The sequence below is a fragment of the Pseudocolwellia antarctica genome (genome assembly GCF_049933045.1).
Taxonomy (GTDB): domain Bacteria; phylum Pseudomonadota; class Gammaproteobacteria; order Enterobacterales; family Alteromonadaceae; genus Pseudocolwellia.
In genome coordinates this window covers 2,474,820-2,501,451 of sequence record NZ_CP187926.1, presented here as the reverse complement: position 1 = coordinate 2,501,451, position 26,632 = coordinate 2,474,820, and the positions used below count along the sequence as shown (strand labels likewise).

Below are 26,632 nucleotides of genomic sequence, written 5' to 3'. Positions count from 1 at the left end.
ATGATTAAAGAACTTAACTATTTTCGTTTAACTTACAACTTTACTTATCTTTACACTTTGTTTGCACATTCAAGGTTTAGAATTATCACCAATAAGATTAACCACTAAATTATTTTGATATAAAAAAGGTCAATTATGAAATCATCTAAAACCATTAACTTATTATTAATTCTATCTTTTCTAGGATTGTCAGCGTGTAATAGCAGTAGTGAAGATACAGATACTGCGAGTGAAACTGAGGTAGAAGTTGAAGTAGATACTGACACGGATACAGATACTCCATTAACAACAGGAATATTGCATAGTGCTTACTATGAATTTGATAGTGATAATGTTGAAGTTGTCCTTAGTGGTGATAACGTTATTATAGAAACGAATGGTTTACCTAATCATACATCGCCATATTGGTCTTCAGATCATGAGCTATTTGTTGAACCAACGGTTACATCGTACGAAGAAATGGCACCTGGAAATATTGATGATTTTGTAGGAACTTACACGTTAACAGTGGCTAACAGTCCTGAAAAAGCATCATCTAGTTCTGCAACTGGTTTAGGTGCTATTGGTATCGCGGTAAGTGGTTCGGTTATTTACAACGATGAAGAAGGTCCAGGTATCGCATTAGATAACGCCGTAGGAAGTTTAGATTACAATGGCGCACATACAGGTCCACAAAGTTTCCATTACCATTTAGAGCCTATCTCGTTTTCAGAAGATGACAGTAACCTTGTTGGTGTTATTTCTGACGGTTTTTTCCTTTATGGTCGTAAGTGTAATTCGACAGGTGATTACCCAACAGATTTAGATGAATCAGGCGGACATACAAGTACGACTCAATTCACTCAAGATGCTGAATATCATTACCATATTCAAAACGAATTATATTTAAACGCTTATTACATTCTTTTCCCTGGTGATTACCAAGGTACAGCAAGTGCGATTAACTAAAACTTCAGCACTATTTATTACTTTAATAAGTAGTGCTTTTTGTTCGCTTTCTTATGCTTCTTCTTTGCCATTCGTTGTAGAAGACAGTACTCAAGTAACCGCTCTTCAGCCATTACAAACGGGTGTTGTGCGAGTTAATAAAGACGACATTGTACTCTCGAAAAAAACAGGTTTACGGTTATATAAAGGTACGCCTTTTACGGGTGAAGTTGCTGTGTATTATCCTTCGGGTCAATTAGCTAAGCTGTCTAGTTATACGTTAGGACTTCGCCAAGGCTTTTTAAAACAATGGTTTCCTAACGGAAAAATGAGTTTTAGTTCTGAATACTCAAAAGGCATCGTTAACGGTATTACTACAAGTTGGTGGAGTAACGGACATTTACGCTCTGTTAGTCCATTTTTAAACGGGAAAGTACATGGCGATACTCAGCAATGGTATGCCACAGGCGAAATATTTAAGAAAATGCATTACGAGCAAGGTAAAGAAGTGGGCTTACAACAAGCTTGGCGTCGTAATGGTAAGTTATACAGCAATTATGAATATGTGAATGGTCGAATTTTTGGTTTAAAACGATCGAATATGTGTGTGGAGTTAGAAGATGAAAAGTTTGTTAAAAAAAATCAGTCGTAGCAGTATTATTATCACAGGGCTTTTACTTGCATTAAATACGCAGGCGTTTGAACAAGATAAAGTCTTAACCTTACCTTATTATAATTCAGCAAGTTTTTCTCCGCAGTGGTTAACACCCAACAGTGCAGAGCTTAAAGACTTCCATAAAATATCTGATTTTAAATGGCTAAATCAAGATGGAGAATATGTTACCTCAAATACCTTTGATAATAAGATTTATGTTGCTAGCTTCTTCTTTACTTCTTGTCCTGGTATTTGTCCTAAAATGCGTTCTCAGTTGTTTCAGGTTCAGCAGACTTTTATAGATAATGACAATATAGGTATTATCTCTCATTCTATTCAGCCAAGTAACGACACAGTAGAAATATTGAAAGAGTATGCTGATAATCATGAAATAAAATCGGGTAAATGGCATTTAATTACAGGAGATCGTGACGAAATTTATGCTGCTGCTCGTGGCGATTATTTTGCTAATGAAGATTTAGGTGAGTTTGTGAGTAATAATGACTTTTTACATACTGAAAACTTAGTATTAGTGGATTCGCATCGACATATTCGTGGCATTTATAATGGTTTAAATAAAACATCTGTTAATCATTTAATTAGCGATATTAAAGTATTAGATCAAGAACGCTTGAAAGAAAAAAAGTAGAAAAGTTAAAGTATCTATTTATCTGAGTAAGCTCTTTCAGAAGAAGTTATATCAAAAGCCCTTAAATATTGAGTTAAGGGCTTTTGTGTTTTTAAGCTTTAGTAAACCACCAGCAATAAATAATCTCTATCTAACTCAGTATGTTAAAAAAATTAAGAAACAAGGTTTGAATCTTGAGGTTTATTGATGAAGTAGCTGTGTATGTTGTTTATAGTGGTTTGCGCTATTTTGTTTAATGCTTCTTTGGTGAAGAAAGCTTGATGACCTGTGATCATAACGTTAGGGAAGGTTTGTAATCGTGCAAACACATCGTCTTGAATAAAAGTATCTGATAAGTCTTCAAAGAATATTTCACTTTCTTCTTCATAAACATCAATACCTAAATAACCAATTTTCTTCAACTTAAGCCCTTTAATAATCGCTACTGTATCTACTAAAGCACCACGACTGGTATTAATAAGCATAACGTTGGGTTTCATTTTATCGATAGCTTGAGTATCAATAAGATGCTGTGTGCTTGCGGTTAACGGACAGTGCAAAGATATAATGTCTGATTGTGCTAATAGCTCTTCAAGTGTCACTTGTGTGAAATTATCCTCAGCATTAGTTTCGGTTAACATTGGGTCATAGACCAACACGTTACAGCCAAATCCGTTCATTATATTGATGAAGGCACGCCCAATTTTACCAGCGCCCACCACGCCAACAGTTTTACTATGTAAATCAAAACCTAAAAGACCATCCAGAGAATAATCATTTTCTCTGATACGATTATGGGCTCTGTGGATATTTCTGTTTAGATCCAAAATCAAAGCACAAGCATGTTCAGCTACAGCGTAAGGTGAATATTCAGGTACTCTACAAACTGGGAGGTTCAGTTGTTTCGCTGCTTTTAAATCTACATTATTAAAGCCAGCACAACGTAAAGCGACTAGCTGCACGCCTTGCTCTTTCAATGTAGTAAGCACTTTAGCGTTCAAATTATCGTTTACAAAACAACAAACTACATCAAACCCTTCAGCCATGTAGACTGTTTCTTCATTTAAATGAGATGAAAGGTATGAGGTTTCTAATTTTTTTGAAGTGTTTGAGTTATTTAAGCTGAAGAATTTTTCATCATAAGCTTTACTGCTAAACATACATATTTTCATGCTAATTTCCTAAGGTAAATGACTTAAGTATTGTGTCGCTTGGACGTTGCCTAATATGACGCAGGAGTATAATTTTATTGTTATTAAATGAAGCATGTTAAGCGTAGTTTTCATTTGAGCTAATGTAAAATTAAAAAAAAGTGCCAACCTCGATTAAGAGTCTGACACTTTTTACTTTTCTCTTTACTGATGTGAATCAATATTAGCTAATATTTAATACTAAAAATTTAAACATCAAAGCTTCACCATTAAGCTAGAAACCATTAACCGTTACTAACATCTTCAAAATCAGCATCTATAACATCATCGTTGCTCGCACTGTCGTCTGCATTGTAATCTTGCTCTGACTGCTGAGACTGCGCTTGCATCATGTTATTATAAGCTTCTTCTAATGCCGACTTACGCACAGTTATTGCTTCTTTATCACTACCATTAACGGCCATTTTTAGTTGCTCAATTAATGTTTTAAGTTCCGTTTGTTGATCTTCAGCTAAGCTGGTCATCGACGTTTCTACAGTATGAATTAATTGATCTGCTTGGTTACGCTGTTCAACTAGCTCACGTTTTTTCTTGTCTTCAGTGGCATGTTTTTCAGCATCATTCACCATGTTATTAATTTCATCTTCTGTTAAACCGCTCGATGCCGTTATTTTAATGCTCTGCTCTTTACCTGTTGCTTTGTCTTTCGCAGAAACATTTAAAATACCATCAGCATCAATATCAAAAGTTACTTCAACTTGAACTGAACCACGTGGTCCTTGTTTAATATCCGTTAAGTTAAATTGACCTAACGATTTATTATCTGTCGCCATTTCACGTTGACCTTGTAACACATGAACCGTTACTGCAGCTTGGTTGTCTTCAGCTGTAGAGAAAGTTTCAGATGCACGAGTTGGTATCGTGGTGTTTTTCTCAATTAACTTAGTCATTACACCGCCTAAGGTTTCAATACCGAGCGATAATGGCGTTACATCAAGCAATAACACATCATTTACAGCTCCTGATAAAACACCTGACTGTATTGCTGCACCTATGGCCACAGCTTCATCTGGGTTTACATCTTTACGTGGTTCTTTACCAAAGAAGCTTTTAACCGCTTCTTGTACTTTCGGCATACGTGTTTGACCACCGACCAAAATAACTTCGCTAATGTCGCCTTTACTTAAACCTGCATCTTTTAATGCTTGTTCACATGGGGCGATAGTATTTTTAACTAAGTCTTCAACTAACGACTCTAACTTAGCGCGAGTTACTTTTACATTTAAATGCTTAGGTCCGCTCGCATCTGCCGTGATGTACGGTAAGTTCACATCGGTTTGTAACGCTGACGACAATTCAATTTTGGCTTTTTCAGCGGCTTCTTTAATGCGTTGCAACGCTAAAGAATCTTGATGAACATCAATACCACTTTCTTTTTTAAATTCATCAGCAAGATAATTAATTAAGCGTAAATCAAAATCTTCACCACCTAAAAAGGTATCGCCATTGGTTGCTAATACTTCAAATTGTTTTTCGCCATCTACATTAGATATTTCGATAATTGAAACGTCGAATGTACCACCACCTAAATCGTAAACCACAACCTTTTGGTCTGCTTTACTATTTTTATCAACGCCATAAGCAAGTGCAGCTGCTGTTGGTTCGTTAATAATACGTTTAACATTAAGGCCAGCAATTTTACCTGCATCCTTAGTTGCTTGGCGTTGTGAATCATTAAAGTAAGCTGGCACCGTAATAACAGCTTCGGTTACCGTTTCACCTAAATAGGCTTCAGCGTCTTTTTTCAATTTACGTAAAATTTGAGCTGATACTTCTTGTGGTGATAAGGCTTTACCGTCTATTTCAACCCAAGCGTCACCGTTGTCAGCTTTTACTATTTTGTAAGGTGCTAACTTAATGTCTTTTTGTACTTCTTTGTCATCAAACTTGCGACCAATTAAACGTTTTATCGCAAATAATGTGTTTTTAGAGTTTGTTACTGCTTGTCTTTTTGCAGGCTGTCCCGCTAATGTTTCACCGTTAGCGTAAGCAACAATTGAAGGGGTTGTACGGCTACCTTCAGCATTCTCAATAATTCGTGCTTTACCACCTTCCATTACTGCGACACATGAGTTTGTTGTACCTAAATCAATACCAATAATCTTAGTCATAATAATTTCCTATTACTTAACAGAGCTTAATAAAAAGCATTTAATAAAAGTGGAGCGGCTTTATGGTTTTGTCCGTAAAGCTGTTTACTCCGTTAAACAACCTTGTATAAAACTTTTAATTTCTAAGTGCTTTATACAAGGTTGCTTGGTTAGTGGAGCTATAATAGGGGAGGCGGATAAATGCTTCTGTCACAAATATGACAGTTGATGTCATTTAGTTTTATTATTTCGAATTAAATAATTGAAGAGCTAGGTATTAGTGGTGGCTTAGTTATATTTTTTAACTTTTGCTATATAGCGACAACGAGGTAGAATAAAAACACTTGTTTATATTACGGCTCAAACCCTTTTATCTATGAATAAAGATGTTAATCACCTTCCTCAAAAAGCTAGCCCTGTTTTAGTTAAACAAGCGAATATCTTTGCTGACTTACCTGAAAAACTCATAGAAGATTTTCAACAAGAATTCCAGCTGAACGAATGGCATAAAGGCGATTATATTGATTCGAATATTCTAACAAAACGCTTTTTTGTGATGATAGAAGGGCAGTTAGAAATCAAACAAGCTAATCCTGAAACAGGTCGTGAAGCTACATTAGATATGCTTTATGCAGGCGACTGTTTTGATTTAATGGTGTTATTAGATGATCAGCCCCATGACGTGATTATTTCACCGTTAAATACAGTAAAACTGCTTTCGGTAAAGTTATCGACTATGCGTCATTGGTTATGGACTTATCCCGAATTTAATCAGCAGTTTATGCCTTATTTAGCACAAAAGATGCGAGAGAAAGAGCATCAAGCCAGTGATTTGATTTTACATGATGTGCCAACACGTTTAAGTCGAATTATTTTAGAGCATATTAATAAAATTAGGTTTTATGCAGGCGTAAAAGAAGAAGAGCATAAGCACCATTTAGTGAATGGTTTAAATGACGAAACGCTAGCACGAATGACGGGCTCGGTAAGACAAGTTATTAATAAACAATTACAGTTATGGAAGAAGCAAGACACAATAGATAAAAAACGTAATCAACTGATTATTAAAGACTTAGAAGCTTTGGAAAAAGAAGCACAATACACGCAAGTTTTCCCTAAGAAAGTACCTAGTAAACCTCATGAATGAGCCAACAAGTAAGCTAATCAATAAAGCCTAATAACCAATAAACAGATGTTGTGGAGTTTATATATTAAATGCAGAGGTTAAATCCCTATTTATCTCCCATACTTGATGAAATTGATCGTTTGTTAAATGACGCTGCATTAACAAATGAACATCAAATAATTAAGCATTTACAAGATAAGAAAATCGTCCCTTTTGATAACTTCTCATTAGCAGATCCTAAAGGTTTATTTAGCGCTCATTTTCTGTGTATGCATGCTCTTTATCATTTTAAAAAATTCTATCGTGATAATAGAAGTTTTACACTTGATATTCAGTTTGTACGGATACAACGCATACCTGTAGATGAAACCAGCTTATTAAATAATGAAGATAGCACCGCACTAGAAACTAACGACCCACTAGAAAGTTATTATTTAAATTCAAAACATTATTTTGAAACGCAAGAAGATGAAATAAATGATCTGCTTAAATCTTTCTGGCAAAAATATATGGCGCAAGATGAGAAGAAAGAGGCGCTTGATGTATTGAATCTTCCCATCGACGCAGATGCAAAAATGATTAAAACTCAGTACAAACACCTCGCTCAGAAACATCATCCTGATAAAGGTGGTTGCGCTGAAATGTTTACTAAAATTCGCCAAGCTAAAACTTTGTTAGATCAGCTTTTATAAAACCTCTGTAATTCAGAGGTTAAGTTAAATCTAAGTACCTGCTTTTGCTAAGCCTCTACTTTATCCTCTGTAGCTAAGGCTTTTAAAGATTCATACAGGTTTTCTTCTTCTGCTGACAAGCTTTTTGGTAATACTATTTTTAGTTTTACAAAAAAATCACCCGCTACTTTGCAAGGTAAGCCACGGCCTTTTAAGCGCATTTTACTACCACTGTTACTTAATTTAGGTAAGCTTAAATCGATAGCGCCTGTTGGTGTTGGTACTTTTACTTTGTCACCTAAAGCTGCTTGCCATGGGCTAATGTTTACTTCGGTTGTTATATTGGCACCATCAATTTCATATAAAGGGTTTGGATTAAAACCTATCTCTATATACAGATCGCCATTTTCAGCACCACCGACACCAGGACCACCTTGATTTTTCAAGCGGATTTTTTGTCCTGCTTTTATACCTTTAGGGATATTGATTTTTAACGTGCGATCTTTAGGTGGTGATTGTCTATTCTGGTTCACCATTTGATCACTTAAACTAAAGTTTCTGCTAGCACCCGTATAAGAGTCTTGTATATCAATCATTATTTTGGCGTTACTGTCTTGTCCTTTTTTCTGATATGAACCTCTACCTCTTGCAGCGCCTTGATTTCCGCCAAATCCATTACCAAATAACGATTCAAAAAAGTCACTGAAGTCGCCTTGATCTCCTGTAGAAGAACCACCAGAACTGTATCCACCATTACTTCGGCCATATTGATCTTGCCAACTAGGTGGAGGCGTAAAGCCTGATTGTCCTGATTTCCAATTACTACCAAGTTGGTCGTAAGCTGCTCGCTTTTCTTTATCGCGCAGGACTTCGTAAGCTTCGTTTATATCTTTAAAACGACTTTCAGCATCTTTTTCTTTACTCACATCAGGATGAAACTTTCGCGCTAACTTACGATAAGATGTTTTGATTTCATCTTGAGACGCTGTTTTATCAACGTTCATAATTTTGTAGTAATCTTTATAATTCACGATAACCTCCTGCATAACTAGCATTTAGGCTAGGTACTACAGATTTGTATTAATTGATTAAGAAAGTACGTATGGCTATTTACCCAGAAGTAGGGCGACAACATAAGCCAATGGGATGGCGTTATTATAGAACAATTCGAATTAATGAATGTCAGTTATGTGACAGTTATACTTATTTATGGGTTAAATACAAAGAAATTGACGAGGATGTTCTTCATTTTGACGAATGTTTACTTGTATTGATTCATGCTTAACAAACCATTCCGATGTAGGAATATATAGTAACTTTTAGTCGGCAGCTTTTAATTGGTAGGTATTGAGCGGGTTATAAATATTTTATTGATAGTAAATGTAGAGGGTATTGATAATAAGGTCTGTTAATTTTTATAACTGCTTTGTTATTGCTCTTTTGCATAACATTAAACATTAAACATTAAATAGTGAGCAGTGAAACTTAACAGACCTGAGTGTTATTTATTCTTTTCGATTAATCCATGATTAACTGCATATCTAACCATTTCAGCCAAGGTTTCTATTTTTAATTTCGTTTTTATATTGCGGCGGTGAGCATCAACGGTTCTAAAGCTAATATCTAATTTGCGGGCAACTTCTTTACTTGATAAACCACTCGCCACATGTGAAAGAATAACTTGCTCACGCGTAGTTAGTTTTTCATTATCGGCTTTCATTGGGTTTTCAATTAACATTTTAGATATTGAACTACTAAAATGAGTATTGCCTTTAGCTACGGCTTTAATCGCAAAGTATACTTCTTCAGACGAAGTGTCTTTTAGTACATAACCACTTGCACCAGCATCAATTGCACTACGAACAAACTCTGGCCTGTCGTGCATGCTAAATATAAGTACGCGGGTATCAGGTAGTTGTTCCGATATAATCTCTGTCGCATCTATACCATTCATTTTTGGCATACTGACATCCATTATAATTACATCAGGTTTTAACTCTTTTGCTTTACTTAAAGCCTCTGCCCCGTCATCTGTAGCCCCAACTATTTCTATATCGTCATAAAATGCTAAACATGCTGTTAAACCACCTTGTACCATAGGGTGATCATCAACAAGCATGACAGAAATTTTTGAATTATTATCTATCATCGTTTTTCGTTCTTATTGTTGCTTCGTTGAAATGATTTACAAAACTGGCTGTTGGTATTTTAACGGTAATCAGCGTCCCTTTTTTAGATGATTTTATATCAAACTCACCCTTATGATATTGAACTCTTTCAGCTAAATTTCTTAAGCCAATACCTTCATACGAAGTATTGTTGTTCTGAAGTTCAAAGCCTTTACCATCATCTTTTATTGTTAGTGTTAACCAGTGATCCTGTATTGATAAGCTTATAATAACACTTTTGGCCTCAGCATGTTTTTGAATATTCGTTAATGTTTCTTGAACAACTCTAAATAACGTCGTATTGATAAAGTCGGGTAATAATTTTCGTAAAGATGGTTTAAATACTTGAATATCTACACCTGTGCGTTTGGAAAAATCTTGTGCGATAGATTCTATAGCAACAGATAATCCTAATTCATCAAGCACTTGAGGATGCATATGATGAGAAATCCTACGTACTTCGTTTATTGCAAAAGCAAGATTTTTTTCTGCGTGAGTAAGAGGCTCTGGTTTATCTTGCTTGTTTTTAAGAAGCGAAAGTCGGGTTGCCTCTAACGAGTATTTAATCGAAACGAGTATTTGAATAATACCATCGTGTAATTCTCTAGATATATGACGGTTCTCTTCTTCTTGTACATCAATAACACGTTGACTCAGCTCGTTTATTTTCTCTTCAGCCTTTCTTTTATGGCTAAGGTTTACAGCAAAACCAAAGATGAAGATAAAGAAGATAGATGATAGGGCGACCACTAATATAATCTTTTTGGTTCTGTTGATATGGCGGTTAATTTCGTTTTGAGTTTCATTCAGTTGCTTATATACATCATCTAAATAAACGCCTGTACCTATCATCCAATCCCAACGTTCTATCATGGTTGAGTAACCCATTTTTTCTGATGGCTGACCTTCTGATGGTTTTGACCAGTTATATCGGTAAAAATCACCGCCTTTTTGAGCATTTCTAATTAATACCTGAATGATCATTTCGCCGTTGTCATCTCTTAAATCCCACCAGCTTTTTCCTACTCGATTAGGTTGCTTAGGATGAACAACACTGTTGCCGTTTGTGTCATAAATAAAGAAGTATCCGTCGTCTCCGTTATAAAGCATATTTTCAACAATATCTGCCACTACGCCTTTCACTTTATTGTCGTTACTTTTGTCTCGAGGGTACATGTGCTCTACAGAAGTAAGGGCTATTGAGGTGTAGTTTTGAAGCTCTTGCTCTTTCTGTTTGATTAAGAAGGTTTCAAGTGCCTTTACCGTTTTCACAGAAAGCTCTCGGTATTCATTAGAAACTAAATAGTAGGTAATTATTGAGGTTAAAATCACCTGGAAAATTGCAATATAGAGGAGTCGTAGTGGTAGTGTCATGATTTACCTTTGTTAATTAATCAGGGAGCTTTTCTATTGGTTATCATGTTTGAATGAAAATAACCGTTTTTATTTGGTATAGTCTACTATAATCACAAATATTGGGAGACTTTACTATCTACACATACTGCGCACGTACTGTTACCTACGTACTAATACCTAGTATAGATCGTATAAGTAGGTAGGTAAGTAAGTGTTTGTACGAATAGTTAAAATGTCTCCCTTTTGCGACAGTATATAAACTTTAATAAGCGCGATAAGCGCAAAATGGGGAAGGTTACAATGTCAAAATCAATGATTGTAAAAGCTTTGTTAGTTGCATCAGTTGCATTTTCTGGACTGGTAAATGCTGCTGGCGATGAAAAAGTTAGATGGCGATTGGCTGAAACATGGGGTCCTAACTTCCCTATTTTCGGTGATGCACCAAAGAATATGGCTAAGTTAGTTAAAGAATTATCTAACGGTCGTTTTACTATTCGTATCGATTCTGCAAACAAGCATAAATCTGCTTTTGGTATATTCGATTTTGTTAAAAATGGCCAATATCAAATGGGTCATTCAGCATCATATTATTGGAAAGGTAAAGACTTTAACACTATGTTCTTTACTACAGTTCCTTTTGGTATGACTACTGCTGAACAGTACGCGTGGTTCTACCATGGCGGTGGTATGGAGCTAATGAAGTCGGTTTACGACAAGTACGGCATTATGTCGTTCCCAGGTGGTAACACAGGTAACCAAATGGGCGGTTGGTTCCGTAAAGAAATCAACACTGTTGAAGATCTTAAAGGTTTGAAAATGCGTATCCCAGGTTTTGCTGGTGAAGTATTGGCTAAGTTAGGTGCTAAACCTACAAACATCCCATCGGGTGAGCTATACACTGCGTTAGAACGTAATACGATTGATGCTTTAGAGTGGGTTGGTCCTTCATTAGATTTACGTATGGGTTTCCACAAAATAGCTCCTTATTACTACACTGGCTGGCATGAGCCTGCAACTGAACTTCAGTTTATGGTTAACCAGAAAGCGTACGATAAATTACCTGAAGATTTACAAAAAATCTTAACAGCAGCAATGAAGTTAGCGGCATACGATATGTACACGCAATCAACTCATGAAAGCGGTAAAAACTTAGCGACTATCCAAAAAGATTATCCTAACGTTAAAATTCGTACATTCCCTAAACCAGTAATGGACGCAATCCAAGTAGCTAATAGTGAATTACTTGCTGACTTTGCGAGCAAAGACCCTAAAACTCAAGAAATTTTAGACTCTATCAAAAGCTACCAAGAACAAGTACGTGCTTGGACAAACTTCTCTGACCGTGCCTACCTAGACAGCTTTAGCGCTAAGTAGTCCGTCCCTCAAATCTGTAGTTACTTACTTTACTTAAGTAGGTAACTATAGAGGTTATTATTATGCAAACCTTATTAAATATTCTTAGAAAATTTATTGATGCTGTTGGTTCGCTCTGCAGTTTATTAATGATCCTGATGATCCTGAACGTATTTTACGATGTTGTAATGCGTTATTTCTTCAACGATGTAAGTATTGCTATGCAAGAACTTGAATGGCACCTTTACGCAGCTATGTTCATGTTCGGTATTGGCTACACTTTAAAAGAAGATGGCCATGTAAGAGTTGATGTTATTTATGATCAACTATCTAAAAAATCACAAGCTATTATCAATATTGCAGGCTCTTTATTTTTCGCCTTACCATTCACGTTATTAATTTTATATTTCAGCTGGGACTATGCGTTAGAAGCCTACACTATAGGCGAAGGAAGTGCGGATCCAGGTGGATTACCTCATCGCTGGATTATCCGTAGTGTTATTCCTGTTTCATCTATTTATTTACTCGTTTGTCTTTTATATGTAGTGCTTACTCAAATTAAAAGCCTTTCAACTCTTGTTTCAGAAAAAGGAGAGAAATAATGACGGGTTTGATTTTATTTATAGTCGCATTACTGTTTTTATTCTTTGGTTATTCAGTTGCCTTTACCTTTGCTGGTGTATCGGTTTTAGTTGGTGTACTTGCTTTAGGCTTAGATCTATTTTCATTTATGCCATACCGTATTATGGGCGTAATGGAAAACACCACCTTAATGGCAATTCCTATGTTCGTTTTTATGGGGATTGTGCTGCAAAAAACAGGCTTAGCTGAACGCTTACTTGAATCTTCTGCAAAACTATTCGGCAGTATTGCTGGCGGTGTTGCTATTTCAACGATTATTGTAGGTGCTTTATTAGCTGCTTCTACAGGTGTTGTTGGCGCAAGTGTTGTTGCAATGGGTGTTATCTCTTTACCTGTAATGCTTAAAAATAACTACCATGAACCTACGGCTGCTGGTGTTATTTGTGCATCAGGTACGTTAGGTCAAATTATCCCTCCATCAATTATCTTGATCATCCTTGGCGATGTAATGGGTGTTCCTGTTGGCGATTTATTTAAAGCTGCTGTTCTTCCAGGCATGTTATTAATTGTTGTTTACACTATTTATATTTTGGTTTTAGGTAAGTTTAAACCTGAATACTGTCCACCTATGGTGATCACAGAAACTAAAGCTGAATTATTAGTACAAGCAACAAAAGATATTGTTCCACCATTATTACTAATCGTGACTGTTTTAGGCTCAATCTTTTCAGGTATCGCAACCCCTACAGAATCTTCCGCTATTGGTGCTTTAGGATCTGTTGTTTTAGCTGTTTTCTATCGTAGTTTTTCGTTTAAGAAATTGAATGATGTATCTAAAGAAACTGTAAAAGTAACGTCAATGATCTTTGCTGTACTTATTGGTGCAACAGCTTTCTCTATGGTGTTTAGTTACTCAGGTAGCGAATACATTGTTGAAGAGTTTTTCTTAGACTTACCAGGCGATAAATGGACATTCTTGTTGATGTCTATGTTAGCAATATTAATTTTAGGCTTCTTTATTGATTTCATTGAAATAGCGTTTTTAGTTGTACCGATTTTGGTACCTGTCGCTATGGTTTTAGAAATTGACTTAGTGTGGTTTGCTATTTTAATTTCAATGAATTTACAGACGTCCTTCTTAACACCGCCCTTTGGCTTTAGTCTCTTTTATCTGAAAGGCGTAGCACCACCCACACTTAAAACAACAACAATATATAAAGGTGTAATTCCTTTTATCCTAATGCAGATAATGGTTCTAGCACTGGTATTATTTTTGCCTGAATACTTTATCTTCTCATAATGTTTGTTGATCTTTTTAAATCTCTTAGGGTTTTATTCCCCGCCGCTTGCGGCGTAAAATAGATGCATGAGCGAATTTATTCATAAAAGTCACAATGTGACAGTGTTGATTTACCATCTTGTCCTCCCTGCGAAGTATAGAAGGGCGGTTGTCGATGCTGGTGTTGATCGAGTTATTACTTTGACTTGTAGAGAAATAGAGAAACGTTACGAGATAAAGTTTTTAGAAATAGGTTCAGATGAAAACCACATACACTTTCTAGTTCAGTCTGTACCAATGTATAGCATCACTAAACTTGTAACGATAATCAAAAGTTTAACAGCAAGAGAAGTCTTCAAAAAATGCCCACATGTTAAAAAGCAATTATGGGGTGGTGAATTTTGGTCTGATGGGTATTTTGCCAGTACGGTTGGTAAGCATGGAGATGAAACAATGATCAGAAAATATGTGAAAAGCCAAGGTAATAACTACGAACAGTTACACAGTGATAATCAGTTAGCGATATTCTAAATAAAATACCCCGCTCACGAAGTGAGTTCTGCGTAGCAGAAGGGCTTGCCCCGGGGATGTTTACTTAAATTTTACAGTGGTTTGTTGGTTGATTTTATAAGGTACCTTTTTCATGTGATTGCTTAACATGAAAAGTGGTAACCCTTTATATAATCAACAAACCCTGTCTTAAACCCAATTAAAACGCTCTATGCTTTATTGCCTTCATTAATGCAGGTACTAAGCAATTTCTTGCCAAATAAACAGTGAGGTGACTTTATTTGAATCATTTAACAACATTATATTCATGTTATTAAGCGTTTCAATCTCAAAGAAATTTAATGAAAACAAATAAAAATCAATAAAAACACAAATGTAAACATAAACTGGGGAATATAAAAATGAAAAAAACAGCTCTATTTTTAGCACTTGGCAGTACTTTGTTAACAACTACGTCAGCTATGGCCGATGTATCAGTTTACGGACGTATTACTTATAACATGCTTAAAGATGACACATCGAAAGATGTCTATTTTGGTCGTCATGAATTTGCAGAATCAAACTTTGGTTTTAAAGGTACGTTTGATTATGGAAATTTGAAGTTTGGCGCTCAATTAGAAGTGGGTTTAGATGAAGGGGTTTCTAGTATTCTTCATGCTGAAGGTAATTCTCGTACACGTATTCAAGAGTTATCTGTTTCTGGTGATTTTGGTAAAGTAAAATTAGGTACAGGTGCAGGTATTACTTGGATCATTTCTGATGTCGATCAATCGGGCACTTGGTGGTCAGATCCATTAGGTATGAGCCAACGTTTCGGTGCGAGTCGTCGTGGTCCTGATACTGATAGTCAAACACCTTTCGTACAAGCTCAATCTATCTTTAATGAACGCATTATTTATGAATCACCTACTTTTTTAGAAGGTGCTAAATTCTACGCACAAATGAGTGAAGCAAGCGGCTACGAAGTTGCAATTAAATATGTGGCAAATGGCTGGCGTGTAAATGTTTGGAATGTTGATTACGGTGATGTTGATCGTGATGAAGATCCACAAGCAGATATTGATGAAAATGGTACAGCAGGCTTCTTTGGTGCTACTGAAGGAAGAGGTGCTCTTGCCGGTTATAAACATTCATCAGGCGTTAACTTTACTGCAACTTACGGTGAAGCAGACCAAGTTGATGATAGCAAAAGAGAATTTATCAACTGGAAGTTAGGTTATACTAAAGACAAACATGCAGTAAGTATTAGTATGGGTAACTACAGCTCGGAAGATGCTGCTGGTATATCTGGTGCAGATCATACACGTACAACGTTAGCGTATAACTTTAAACCTTTAGCGGGTGTTCAATTATGGGCGCAAGCAACGAAAGGCGATACAGATGATCAAGAATCATTTAATGCTTTAGTGTTAGGTGGTTTAGTTAAGTTTTAATTATTCTTAATGCAAAGATAGCATGAGATATTACATGCTATCTTTTAAGGGCTGTTGAACTTTTATTGAAAAACTAAAAACTAAAAACTAAAAACTAAAAACTAAAAACTAAAAACTAAAAACGAAAGTTCAACAATCCTTAGTTATTTGGAGAAAAAATATGAAACAAACGTTATTTATTGCTATTACATTATTAACAACAAGCTTTGGTGCGTTAGCTGATAATGAAATGGAAAAAGAGCCAGGGCTTTTTACGGGTAAAAAAGGTACATTCACCCTACTAAAAACTGACAATATTAAGACTGAAGAACAAATTAAAGATCAAGTCAAAAATCAAGATCAAGACGTTAACCCATCTAATCCAAAAATATCGAAAAAAGAAGAATTTTCCTTATTTAAAAATTGGAAAAAACATAAAGAAAATAATACCTCGCAATATCAAGAGTTTCTACTATGGTTAGAATATAAAGAAATAAATCAATAATCTCTCTCTCTAAATATTGTCAAAGCCTAAATATATGACCTTTAATATCACGGCGAATTTTCATAAAGCCTTTATTGTATATTATATATCTTGAATGGGTATTTATATTAAGGTTAAAATAAATGTATGAGTTAGAAACTAAGTCGTTAAAGGTTGTAATATCTTATGAAAAAACAGTTAGGATTCACATTAATTGAACTAGTTGTGGTTATTGTTATTTTGGGTATTCTATCTGCGGTCGCCTTACCTAAATTTATAAACTTACAAGATGACGCAAAACAAGCAACCATGAATGGCTTGAAAGCAACTTTAGAAACAGCATCATCATTCACTTTTGCTAAAGCCAAAATTAATCAGCTTGGTGACTTTGCCGATGAAAATCTGCCATCAGGTATAAGGATCAGATATGGCTATCCTTATGCGACTCAAAGCAATTTAAAATTACTGATTGATCTTAATGACGATGACTGGGAACTTTCAGGCTCTAATCCTGCCATTACTTTTACACGAACAAGCGATACTGAAGATATGACATCAACTGAAATAGTCAGTAGTGATGTTTGTAAACTGGTATACACGGGTGCAGTCAAAGGCGAACGCCCAGACTTAACGATATCGGGATGCACAAATTAATTTTTGTAAACTCTAATCAGTGATCTGCATTGAATCATCAGCATTTTAATGTATCATTACATCAATTAACTTATTCTTTGGTGACTTGTGTTCCAACATTTTTCTAAAACATTAATGGTATTGCTTATCTGTTTGACCTTTTTCGGTCAGGCAATGGCGTCTACTGTTATGTCTTATCATATGATGAGTATGGAAAATATGAGTAGCATGCATCAAGAACAAAGTTCAGACCAAAGTACTAGCATGTCAATGATGGATCATAGCCAAAACACTATGGGTAATGATCTTAACAATGAGTCTGAACCTTCAGATGACGATTGCTGCGACAGTTTTTGTAATTGCTTTACGAGCGGTTGTTCACCTTTATTCTCAATACACAGAAATATAAGTAATGATGTAGTTGTTGATATAGCTGCAAAAATTTACGCTTTACCTGTACAAATCCAAAGTCAGATCCCAACCTCTTTATATAGACCTCCTATACTAAGTTAACTACAGAATAAGTGTGTCTAGAATTTGACTCACTTAACTATTTTATCTCTGTATTTGGCTTTTTGAATTCGGTATTACTCTCTATACCTTTTCAAAATAACCTTATGAATTAAACTTTTAATTAGAATCCCTATTGGGGCGGTTATGTTTATCAATAAATTAATGTTAAATGGGCTTTTAGCTTTTACTTTTTTCCATGCTAATGGCATAGAACCATTCAGTAATACAACGCAGAAACCTTTATCTTTCAACAAAGCGATCAGTACCGCGCAAGCTAACGATCCTTGGTTAACTGGTAATGTAAATCAGCAACGTTCTATTGAATATATGAGTCAGGCGGCAACGTCATTACCTGATCCTAAAGTATCTATTAATATGGCGAATTTACCTGTTAATGGTTTTGACTTCTCTCAAGAAGGTATGACCCAAGCGCAAGTGGGTATATCGCAAGTTTTCCCTCGTGGCGATACGTTAAAAATCAAAAGTGAGCAGCTAAAAACTCAAAGTGAAATGTACCCTTATCAAAGAGAAAATAGAAAATCTCAGGTAGCGGTTACTGTAGGTAGCTTGTGGCTAGATGCTTATCGAGTACAAGAGAGCATTACTTTAATAGAAACCAATAGAGCGCTATTTGAGCAGTTAGTACAAATTAGCGAGGCAAGCTACTCTTCAGCGTTAGGTAAAACTAGGCAACAAGATATTGTTAGAGCGCAATTAGAGTTAACACGCTTAGATGATAGGTTAGACATTCTTCAGCAACAGCAAAGTAGTTTTGAAGGCTTGTTATCTCAATGGTTGGTTAACTTATCTCAAGAAAATGATTCAGGTAACTCAAACGACATTACAGATACTTCTTACGATTCAATCATTGCTGACTTAGCTCTGTTTCATTTTAATTTGAGCTCTCAGCTTCCAGATGTCGATTTACTTAATCATGAACTTATTTATCAAAGCAATGAGCTTAAGCCGAATCAACTCGTCGCCTTTTTTATTAATCATCCTTCTATAATTGCTATAGAAAAGAAGGTTGATGCGAGTAAAACAGGTATTTCGTTAGCAAAACAAAAATACAAACCAGAGTGGGGAGTTAACGCAAGTTACGGCTACCGTGCTGATGATTTTGATGGGCGCGGCCGAGCTGATTTATTTTCAGTAGGTGTAACTTTCGATTTACCTTTATTCACCGAGAATAAGCAGGATAAAGAAGTAAAGTCAGCTATTCACCAAACCGAAGCCGTTAAAACAGAAAAACTCTTAATGCTAAAACAATTCATTGGTAGCTTTGCTAGCGCGAAAGGTCGATTACTGCGTCTTAAAAACAGACAACATTTATATAAAACAAAATTACTTCCGCAAATGCATGATCAAGTAGAAGCAGCATTAGTCGCTTATACAAATAATGATGGTGATTTTTCTGAAGTTGTTCGTTCAAGGATTGCTGTATTGAATACTGAAATTGAAGATCTAGCCCTTAATGTAGAAGAGCAAAAAATACATCTTGAGTTAAATTACTTGCTTGTTGGTAGTGTAAAAGTTGCAAGAGTTAAATCGACTCACTACGAAAACCATAAAAGTATGACCAATAGCTCACAATCTACCGCTATTTTGGGAGAAAAATAATGAGTAATAATAAAAATACAGGAATGAGAACTGGCGTTATTGTTGGGCTAGTTTTAGGTAGCATAATAAGTTTTGTTGCTTACCATTTTATAATGCCTACTCAATCAGGTAGTCATGAAATGTCGAGTAAGACTAAAGACACAAAAGAACCTATTTATTGGGTTGCACCAATGGATGCAAACTTTAAAAAAGATAAACCTGGTAAGTCACCGATGGGGATGGATCTTGTTCCTGTTTATGATGACGACGGCGCAGGTCCTGATGAAGGTGCTGGTACAATCCGCATTTCTTCCAATGTTGAAAATAACTTAGGGGTAAGGATCGCTCAAGCAGAAATAAAACCTTTAAATTCGATAATAAATACTGTTGGCTATGTCACTTACAACGAAGAACAACTGGTTAATGTTCATTCTCGTGTGCAAGGCTGGATTGAAAAGCTTTATATCTCAGCTGTAGGCGACCCTGTTACAAAAGGCCAAGCCTTATACGATATTTATTCTCCTGAATTGGTAAATGCACAAGAAGAATTCTTACTGGCATTAGATCGTAAGAATAATCGACTTATTAGTGCAGCTAAAAATCGTTTAGCAGCATTACACTTACCTAATCAAGCGATTGAAAAATTACGTGCTACACGCAAAATTCAACAGAATGTGACTTTCTATGCCATACAAAGTGGTGTTGTTGAAAGCTTAGCGATCAGAGAAGGTGTTTTTGTTAAACCTGAAACCATGATGCTATCAATTATAGATTTGAGCCAAGTGTGGGTAAAAGCAGAAGTATTCGAACGTCAATCTTCGTTACTGGCTATGGGTAATGATGTTGTGATGACGTTAGATTATTTACCTAATAAAGAGTGGCAAGGAAAAGTCGAACACATACATCCCATGCTCAACCCTAAAACTAGAACAGCAATTGCACGTTTACGATTTGATAATACCAACAACGAACTTAAACCTAACATGTTTGGACAAATTACTATTCAAACCTCAGGTAATGAAAGTGCGCTACTTATCCCGAAAGAAGCACTGATCAGAACGGGCACACAAAATCGTGTTGTTCTTGCATTAGGTGAAGGTAATTATAAGTCTATTGAAGTTAAAGTTGGGCGCTATAATCAAAACAGCGTTGAAATATTAGCAGGCTTAGTTGAAGGTGAAAGTGTTGTAAGCTCAGCTCAATTCTTATTGGATTCTGAATCAAGTAAAACATCTGACTTTAAACGTATGGAACCTGAAAACATTGAAGACGAAACTTATGAACCATCATCCGTTTGGGTAAACGCTCAAGTAGAAAGCACGATGGCTGATCATAGAATGTTAACCCTTATTCATGATCCTATTCCTGAATGGAGCTGGCCAGAAATGACTATGGATTTTACGGCTATAGATGCGGTAGATTTTTCTCAGCTAACAGAAGGTCGACATGTTCGCGTTAAAATAAACAAAAAATCTGCGGGCGGTTATCAGATTATAGATATTGAAGTACCTGATACTAAAGTCCTTGATGAGCAAATGTCTAATGGCTTAACGCCTAAAGAGCAAATGCTTAATGACCCAATGTCTAATGACAAGCCTGTCATTGATCATTCACACCACTAATTTAGGAGTTTATATTTATGATTGCTTCTATAATTCGTTGGTCCGTTGGAAATAGATTTTTTGTGTTACTAGCGACCTGTTTATTGGTGGCTGCAGGGTTATATTCTGTTAATAAAACCCCGATTGATGCCTTGCCAGACTTGTCTGATGTGCAAGTAATAATAAAAACAAGTTATCCAGGTCAAGCACCGCAAGTGGTGGAAGAGCAAGTAACTTACCCTATGACTACCGCTATGTTGTCAGTACCTGGTGCTGTTACTGTGCGAGGTTATTCTTTTTTCGGTGATTCGTATGTTTATGTGATTTTTGATGAAGATACCGACTTATATTGGGCTCGTTCACGCGTACTTGAATATTTAAGTCAGGTTGTGCCTAATTTGCCTAGTAATGCTAAATCTCAATTAGGTCCTGATGCCACTGGTGTCGGTTGGGTTTATTTATATGCGCTTATCGATAAAACAGGACAACATGATTTAAGTGAGCTACGCAGTTTACAAGATTGGTTTTTAAAATATGAGTTACAAACCCTTTCAGGTGTATCAGAAGTTACCGCTTTAGGCGGTATGGTTAAGCAATATCAAGTCAATGTTGATCCTGAAAAGCTCCGCGCTTTTGGTATTCCGCTTTCTCTTATTCAAAGGGCTATTCAACAAGGTAATCAAGAAATTGGTGCTTCAGTTATCGAGATGGCTGAAGCCGAATACATGGTGCGAGCGACAGGTTATTTAAAAAGTATTGATGATTTAGAAAATATTCCCTTAGGTGTTAACGAAAATGGTACACCTTTGCTGTTAAAAGATGTCGCGGATATTGGTACAGGTCCACAAATGCGTCGAGGTATTGCCGAACTTAATGGTGAAGGTGAAACTGTTGGTGGCATTGTGGTTATGCGCTTTGGTGAAAATGCTCAACAGGTAATTAATCGCGTAAAAGCAAAACTTGAAGAACTTAAAAAAGGACTGCCTGAAGGCGTTGAAATTGTTCCTGTTTACGATCGTTCAGCATTAATAGAACGCGCGGTAAATAACTTAGGTTTCAAACTGCTAGAAGAGTTTGGTGTTGTCGCTTTAGTTTGTATTATTTTTCTGTTTCATGTGCGTTCATCTTTGGTTGCTATTGTAAGTTTACCTGTGGGAATTTTAACAGCTTTTATCGTTATGCATTTTCAAGGACTTAACGCTAACATTATGTCGCTTGGTGGTATTGCGATTGCGATTGGTGCCATGATAGATGGAGCGATCGTCATGATAGAAAACATGCATAAGCATATGGAAAAGCTAACATCTCAAGGAAAAAAATTAACCAATGAAAACCGCTGGCAAGTGGTTATTGATTCAGCCAGTGAAGTTGGACCTGCATTATTTTTCAGTTTGATGATCATTACTGTTAGTTTTATCCCTGTATTTACCTTAGAAGCACAAGAAGGGCGAATGTTTGCGCCATTAGCTTTTACTAAAACTTATGCCATGGCTGCTTCTGCTGCATTAGCTATTACTTTAGTTCCTGTTCTTATGGGCTACTTTATTCGCGGCAAAGTATTACCAGAGCATAAAAATCCAGTAAATAGATTTTTAACCTATCTTTATATGCCTGCTTTAAAAACAGTGTTACGTTTTCCTAAAATCACGTTATTAGTAGCCTTAGTTGTACTGGCTATTGGAATATATCCATTAAATAAAATTGGCAGTGAATTTATTCCACCGCTCGATGAAGGCGATTTAATGTATATGCCAACAACGTACCCTGGAATATCTATCGGGCAAGCTCGACAATTATTGCAACAAACCGATAAGTTGATCAAAACAGTACCAGAAGTTAAAACGGTATTTGGTAAAATGGGACGGGCAGAAACCGCTACCGATCCTGCACCATTAACTATGATTGAAACCTTTATTCAGTTTAAACCGCAAGATCAATGGAGAGCTGGCGTTACACCTGAAAGTTTGAAAGCAGAATTAGACGCACTGGTTAAATTACCTGGTGTGACTAATGCGTGGGTTATGCCAATAAAAACTCGAATTGATATGTTAGCCACAGGCATCAAAACACCTGTTGGGATAAAAGTAGCAGGGGCTGATCTTTCTGTTATTCAAGATATAGGGAAGCAGCTAGAAGTTATCCTGCAAGATGTTCCTGGTACGGCATCTGTTTATTCAGAGCGTGTTGCTGGCGGACGTTATGTGAAAATTGATATTCAACGCGCGAAGGCTGCACGTTATGGGTTAAATATAGCTGAGATACAGCAAGTTATATCAACTGCTATTGGTGGTATTAATGTAACAAACACAGTTGAAGGGCTAGATCGTTATCCCGTAAATTTACGTTATCCTCAAGATTACCGTGATTCACCTGAGAAAATATCTCTGCTGCCGGTTGTTACACCTACAGGACAGCGTATTTCATTAGGCGATGTCGCTAATGTATTTATTGAAGATGGACCGCCAGGGATCAAATCTGAAAATGCACGTTTAAACGGTTGGTCGTTTGTTGATATCGAAGGTGTAGATATAGGTACTTATGTTGAAGCTGCACAGAAAGTTGTTGCAGATAAACTAAAACTTCCTGCAGGTTATTCAATTGCATGGGCAGGGCAGTATGAATATATGCAACGTGCTAAAGCTAAGTTAGCTTACGTTGTGCCATTAACCTTATTCATTATCATCATCTTACTATATCTAAACTTTAGAAATGTGATTGAAGTCGCGATGATCATGGGTACTTTACCTTTAGCCATGGTAGGCAGTATTTGGTTAATGTACCTTGAGGGCTTTAACTTTTCGGTAGCTGTTGGCGTTGGTTTTATTGCCTTAGCAGGTGTCGCTGTTGAAATTGGTGTCATTATGTTGGTTTATCTTAATCAAGCTTATAAAGAAATGCTTAATGATCATCAAGAACGTAACATAGACACGACAAAAGCGGATGTGCTGCAAGCTGTTTTACATGGTGCAGGTTTACGTGTTCGTCCTGTAATGATGACAGCAGTAGCAATTATTGTTGGTTTGTTGCCTATTTTATATGGCACGGGAACGGGATCAGAAGTAATGAGTAGAATAGCAGCACCTATGGTTGGCGGCATGTTAAGTGCGGTAATTCTAACGCTATTAATTTTACCTGCATTATTTTACTTATGGCGTTCATCATCATTAAAGAACAGTTAATCTGTTAAAAAACCGAAGAAAAGATAAAATCACTCAGCGCTATTGTTTATATTAATACTGATCTCAATGTTCATATTGATATTGGCGCTAAGTGATATTTTTCGTTAAAAATCTCAAAGAAGCACGATATTTACTTTAAATCGCTTATTCCTCATTATACCTGTCGACTATTTATCCCTTTGCGTTATACTGCCGCGCTTAAATTATGGTTTTAACTAGCGGGAGCAAATAATGCACGATCTGTATTACAAAGGGCGTATTCATACCAGACATAATCATGTAACAACAGGTTTTAACACTAAACGCACCGTTAAACTTGGCACAGAGAAAAATCCTCTTACCTTAGTTGTTGCTTCTGATGAACGTAAATTAGAAGTAGAAGCCTTAGTTGCTGAAAACGAATTATTCGCTGACATTACAGTAGATAGTAGCGTTGACGAGAATACCAACGAGCTTGACGTTATTCTTAATAAACCAGTAACCACTACTTTTGATAAAACACCTAACCGTAATGATCCTTGTTCATGCGGCAGCGAGAAAAAATACAAAAAATGTTGTGGCTAATTAGCCTTAGAATATTTATTACTTGATACTGTATAAAACAACAGTTACGATGTTTTGTTATTCATAAAAAATAAAATGTCGTCATGAAGTTATTTATCGCAGAAAAACCCAGTTTAGCTCGAGCTATTGTTGATGTGCTACCTAAGCCACATAAAAAAAATGATGGCTTTATAGAAGCTGGCAATGGCGATGTAGTTACTTGGTGTATTGGACATCTATTAGAACAATCTCCACCAGAAGATTATGATGTTAAATACAAAAAATGGGTGGCTGAACATTTACCCATCATACCGCAGAAATGGCAACTCAAGCCTAAATCACAAACTAGAAAACAACTTACCGTAATAAAGAAGCTTGTTAAAAAAGCGGATTATATTGTAAATGCAGGCGATGTTGACCGAGAAGGGCAGTTACTTGTAGATGAAGCGATAAGTTTTTGTGGTGCTTCTAAAAGCAAAATAGATAATGCTCAACGTTGTTTGATCAGCGATATGAACTTCGCCGCAGTAAAAAAATCTGTGAACGCGTTAAAACCAAACAAAAATTTCCTACCTTTAGCTGTATCAGCACTTGCAAGAGCCCGAGCAGATTGGCTTTACGGTTTAAACATGACACGTTTATGTACTTTGCGTGGACAAAAGTCAGGTTATCAAGGCGTATTATCTATTGGGCGAGTACAAACACCTATATTAGGGTTAGTGGTTAACCGAGATATAGAAATAGATAACTTCATCTCAAAACCTTTTTATGAAGTATTAGCCGATATAACAACGCCAAGTGGTGAAACATTTCAAGGTAAGTGGCAGCCAAGTAAAGCCTGTGAACCTTACATGGATGAAGAAAAACGTGTGCTATCTAAAAAGCTGGCGTTAACCGTAGTTAATCGTATTACTAATCAACCAGGTAAAATAACAAAAGTTAGCCAAGATAAAAAGCAGCAACAAGCACCGCTACTGTTTAGTTTGTCAGGTTTACAAATTGCAGCGGCAAAAGCTTTTGGTATGAGCGCCAAGCAAGTATTAGATACTTGTCAGCAACTTTATGAGAAACATAAACTCATTACTTACCCAAGATCAGATTGTCAGTATTTACCAACGGAACATTTAAACGATGTACCAGCGGTTACTGATGCTATAAGTCAAATTTCACCTAAATTAGAAGTTAGTTTAAAACAAGCTGATCTAAAGAAAAAAAGCCGTGTTTGGAACAATAAAAAAGTTAGCGCTCATCATGCCATTATCCCAACGGCTAAAAATAAACCAACAGGCATTTTATCTGCCACAGAAACTAAAATTTATGAGTTAGTTGCTCGTCAATATATCGCTCAGTTTTATCCAAATTTTGAATACGTAGACAAACAAATAGATACCGTTATTGATGGTGGTCTCTTTATCAGCAAACAAAAAGATATTGTTAAAAATGGCTGGAAAGACTTGTTTTCACCTTCAACTGCAAATAAACAAAGCCTTACTACTAACAATAATGCGGCTAATTCACAAGATAATGAATTTTCGGCTAAAAAACTACCAGAAGTAAAAGTAGGTGAAGCCGTACATTGTTTGCAAGGTAACTTGATAGAAAAGAATACGAGTCCACCTAAACCTTTTACTGATGCAACTATATTAGCTGCGTTAACGGGGATAGCGCGCTACGTTACCGATGCAAATATTAAAAAGGCGTTACGAGAGTCAGATGGTATAGGAACAGAGGCAACACGAGCAGGTATTATTGAATTACTATTTAAGCGTCAGTTTTTAACGCGTAAAGGTAAAGAAATAAGAGCAACAGAAATAGGGCGTAAGTTAATAACCGCTTTACCAGCACAAATATCACAACCAGATATGACAGCATTATGGGAATCGCAACTAGAGTCGATTAGTAATCAATCTATAAACTATCAAACGTTTATAGGTGGAGTAGAACAAAACTTACATCAACTGATTGATGAAGTTAAAAATGTAACTTTTACTGGGCTACCACAAACAACAGCACCAAGAAAATTTACCCGTAAACGAAGAACTAAAAAGGCATCTGCTTAGGTATTATCAGTTAAGTCTAATAAAAAATCTTTAGATAGACTTAACCGCTGAG

Annotated in this window: 24 protein-coding genes; 19 read left to right on the top strand and 5 right to left on the bottom strand. The window is 36.2% G+C overall.

What is annotated here, in order from left to right; genetic code table 11:
• The first annotated feature begins 135 nt into the window (after positions 1-135).
• Genes ACPUVN_RS10810 through ACPUVN_RS10800 form a run of 3 tightly spaced genes read left to right on the top strand, consistent with a single transcriptional unit; the run spans position 136 to position 2,231 of the window.
• Positions 136-948, top strand: coding sequence for a YHYH protein (locus tag ACPUVN_RS10810; protein WP_426360303.1), 813 nt, complete (start codon positions 136-138; stop codon positions 946-948).
• The gene (locus ACPUVN_RS10805; protein WP_426360304.1) at positions 935-1,579 is read left to right on the top strand and encodes a toxin-antitoxin system YwqK family antitoxin; all 645 of its coding nucleotides are present in this window, start codon (positions 935-937) and stop codon (positions 1,577-1,579) included. The genes ACPUVN_RS10810 and ACPUVN_RS10805 overlap by 14 nt, the downstream gene beginning before the upstream one ends.
• Positions 1,548-2,231, top strand: coding sequence for an SCO family protein (locus ACPUVN_RS10800; protein ID WP_426360305.1), 684 nt, complete (start codon positions 1,548-1,550; stop codon positions 2,229-2,231). The genes ACPUVN_RS10805 and ACPUVN_RS10800 overlap by 32 nt, the downstream gene beginning before the upstream one ends.
• Positions 2,232-2,383: 152 nt before the next feature.
• Here the strand turns inward: ACPUVN_RS10800 and ACPUVN_RS10795 are convergent, their stop codons facing one another.
• Together ACPUVN_RS10795 and dnaK are read right to left on the bottom strand one after the other, a co-directional pair.
• The gene (locus ACPUVN_RS10795) at positions 2,384-3,382 is read right to left on the bottom strand and encodes a 2-hydroxyacid dehydrogenase (RefSeq protein WP_426360306.1); all 999 of its coding nucleotides are present in this window, start codon (positions 3,380-3,382) and stop codon (positions 2,384-2,386) included.
• A gap of 263 nt (positions 3,383-3,645) precedes the next feature.
• Positions 3,646-5,532 carry a molecular chaperone DnaK gene (dnaK, locus tag ACPUVN_RS10790; RefSeq protein ID WP_426360307.1) on the bottom strand — a complete coding sequence of 629 codons (1,887 nt, stop codon included), beginning with the start codon at positions 5,530-5,532 and terminating at the stop codon, positions 3,646-3,648.
• A gap of 355 nt (positions 5,533-5,887) precedes the next feature.
• On the opposite strand from dnaK, the gene ACPUVN_RS10785 reads away from it, so the two are divergent.
• Both ACPUVN_RS10785 and ACPUVN_RS10780 read left to right on the top strand, forming a co-directional pair.
• A complete protein-coding gene (locus tag ACPUVN_RS10785) occupies positions 5,888-6,658 on the top strand; it encodes a Crp/Fnr family transcriptional regulator (protein WP_426369076.1) in 771 nt (256 codons plus the stop codon).
• 68 nt (positions 6,659-6,726) lie between these two features.
• The gene (locus tag ACPUVN_RS10780; RefSeq protein ID WP_426369075.1) at positions 6,727-7,329 is read left to right on the top strand and encodes a DNA-J related domain-containing protein; all 603 of its coding nucleotides are present in this window, start codon (positions 6,727-6,729) and stop codon (positions 7,327-7,329) included.
• 47 nt (positions 7,330-7,376) lie between these two features.
• On the opposite strand, the gene ACPUVN_RS10775 is transcribed toward ACPUVN_RS10780, so the two are convergent.
• Positions 7,377-8,339, bottom strand: a complete 963-nt coding sequence (locus ACPUVN_RS10775; RefSeq protein ID WP_426360311.1) for a DnaJ C-terminal domain-containing protein — start codon at positions 8,337-8,339, stop codon at positions 7,377-7,379.
• Positions 8,340-8,410: 71 nt separating this feature from the next.
• Between ACPUVN_RS10775 and ACPUVN_RS10770 the strand changes: the two genes are divergently transcribed.
• A complete protein-coding gene (locus ACPUVN_RS10770; protein WP_426360312.1) occupies positions 8,411-8,593 on the top strand; it encodes a hypothetical protein in 183 nt (60 codons plus the stop codon).
• 216 nt (positions 8,594-8,809) lie between these two features.
• Here ACPUVN_RS10770 and ACPUVN_RS10765 read toward each other — a convergent pair whose 3' ends face one another.
• Both ACPUVN_RS10765 and ACPUVN_RS10760 read right to left on the bottom strand, forming a co-directional pair.
• A complete protein-coding gene (locus tag ACPUVN_RS10765; protein ID WP_426360313.1) occupies positions 8,810-9,457 on the bottom strand; it encodes a response regulator in 648 nt (215 codons plus the stop codon).
• Complete coding sequence (locus tag ACPUVN_RS10760; protein WP_426369074.1) at positions 9,447-10,748, bottom strand: cache domain-containing protein; 1,302 nt, start codon at positions 10,746-10,748, stop codon at positions 9,447-9,449. The genes ACPUVN_RS10765 and ACPUVN_RS10760 overlap by 11 nt, the downstream gene beginning before the upstream one ends.
• A gap of 384 nt (positions 10,749-11,132) precedes the next feature.
• Here ACPUVN_RS10760 and ACPUVN_RS10755 point away from each other — a divergent pair, with 384 nt between their 5' ends.
• From ACPUVN_RS10755 to ACPUVN_RS10695, 13 genes are all read left to right on the top strand, one after another.
• Positions 11,133-12,206, top strand: a complete 1,074-nt coding sequence (locus tag ACPUVN_RS10755; protein WP_426360316.1) for a TRAP transporter substrate-binding protein — start codon at positions 11,133-11,135, stop codon at positions 12,204-12,206.
• A gap of 62 nt (positions 12,207-12,268) precedes the next feature.
• On the top strand, positions 12,269-12,787 hold the full coding sequence (locus ACPUVN_RS10750; RefSeq protein WP_426360318.1) for a TRAP transporter small permease subunit: 519 nt from the start codon (positions 12,269-12,271) through the stop codon (positions 12,785-12,787).
• Positions 12,787-14,067: a TRAP transporter large permease gene (locus tag ACPUVN_RS10745; protein WP_426360319.1), complete on the top strand. Its 1,281-nt coding sequence runs from the start codon at positions 12,787-12,789 to the stop codon at positions 14,065-14,067. Before ACPUVN_RS10750 ends, ACPUVN_RS10745 begins: the two co-directional genes overlap by 1 nt.
• A gap of 66 nt (positions 14,068-14,133) precedes the next feature.
• Complete coding sequence (tnpA, locus tag ACPUVN_RS10740; RefSeq protein ID WP_426369073.1) at positions 14,134-14,577, top strand: IS200/IS605 family transposase; 444 nt, start codon at positions 14,134-14,136, stop codon at positions 14,575-14,577.
• Between the two features lie 380 nt (positions 14,578-14,957).
• On the top strand, positions 14,958-15,989 hold the full coding sequence (locus ACPUVN_RS10735; protein ID WP_426369072.1) for a porin: 1,032 nt from the start codon (positions 14,958-14,960) through the stop codon (positions 15,987-15,989).
• Between the two features lie 160 nt (positions 15,990-16,149).
• On the top strand, positions 16,150-16,473 hold the full coding sequence (locus ACPUVN_RS10730; RefSeq protein ID WP_426360321.1) for a hypothetical protein: 324 nt from the start codon (positions 16,150-16,152) through the stop codon (positions 16,471-16,473).
• A gap of 165 nt (positions 16,474-16,638) precedes the next feature.
• Positions 16,639-17,106: a type II secretion system protein gene (locus ACPUVN_RS10725; RefSeq protein ID WP_426360322.1), complete on the top strand. Its 468-nt coding sequence runs from the start codon at positions 16,639-16,641 to the stop codon at positions 17,104-17,106.
• 87 nt (positions 17,107-17,193) lie between these two features.
• Positions 17,194-17,598, top strand: a complete 405-nt coding sequence (locus tag ACPUVN_RS10720) for a CopL family metal-binding regulatory protein (RefSeq protein WP_426360323.1) — start codon at positions 17,194-17,196, stop codon at positions 17,596-17,598.
• A 144-nt stretch (positions 17,599-17,742) separates the two neighbouring features.
• On the top strand, positions 17,743-19,218 hold the full coding sequence (locus ACPUVN_RS10715) for a TolC family protein (RefSeq protein ID WP_426369071.1): 1,476 nt from the start codon (positions 17,743-17,745) through the stop codon (positions 19,216-19,218).
• A complete protein-coding gene (locus ACPUVN_RS10710; protein ID WP_426360326.1) occupies positions 19,218-20,819 on the top strand; it encodes an efflux RND transporter periplasmic adaptor subunit in 1,602 nt (533 codons plus the stop codon). Before ACPUVN_RS10715 ends, ACPUVN_RS10710 begins: the two co-directional genes overlap by 1 nt.
• A 17-nt stretch (positions 20,820-20,836) precedes the next feature.
• Positions 20,837-23,977 carry an efflux RND transporter permease subunit gene (locus ACPUVN_RS10705; RefSeq protein WP_426369070.1) on the top strand — a complete coding sequence of 1,047 codons (3,141 nt, stop codon included), beginning with the start codon at positions 20,837-20,839 and terminating at the stop codon, positions 23,975-23,977.
• Between the two features lie 231 nt (positions 23,978-24,208).
• Entirely contained in the window at positions 24,209-24,541 is a 333-nt protein-coding gene (locus ACPUVN_RS10700) for a PBPRA1643 family SWIM/SEC-C metal-binding motif protein (RefSeq protein ID WP_426360328.1), read from the top strand.
• A gap of 83 nt (positions 24,542-24,624) precedes the next feature.
• The gene (locus ACPUVN_RS10695; RefSeq protein WP_426369069.1) at positions 24,625-26,580 is read left to right on the top strand and encodes a DNA topoisomerase III; all 1,956 of its coding nucleotides are present in this window, start codon (positions 24,625-24,627) and stop codon (positions 26,578-26,580) included.
• Positions 26,581-26,632: the final 52 nt, after the last annotated feature.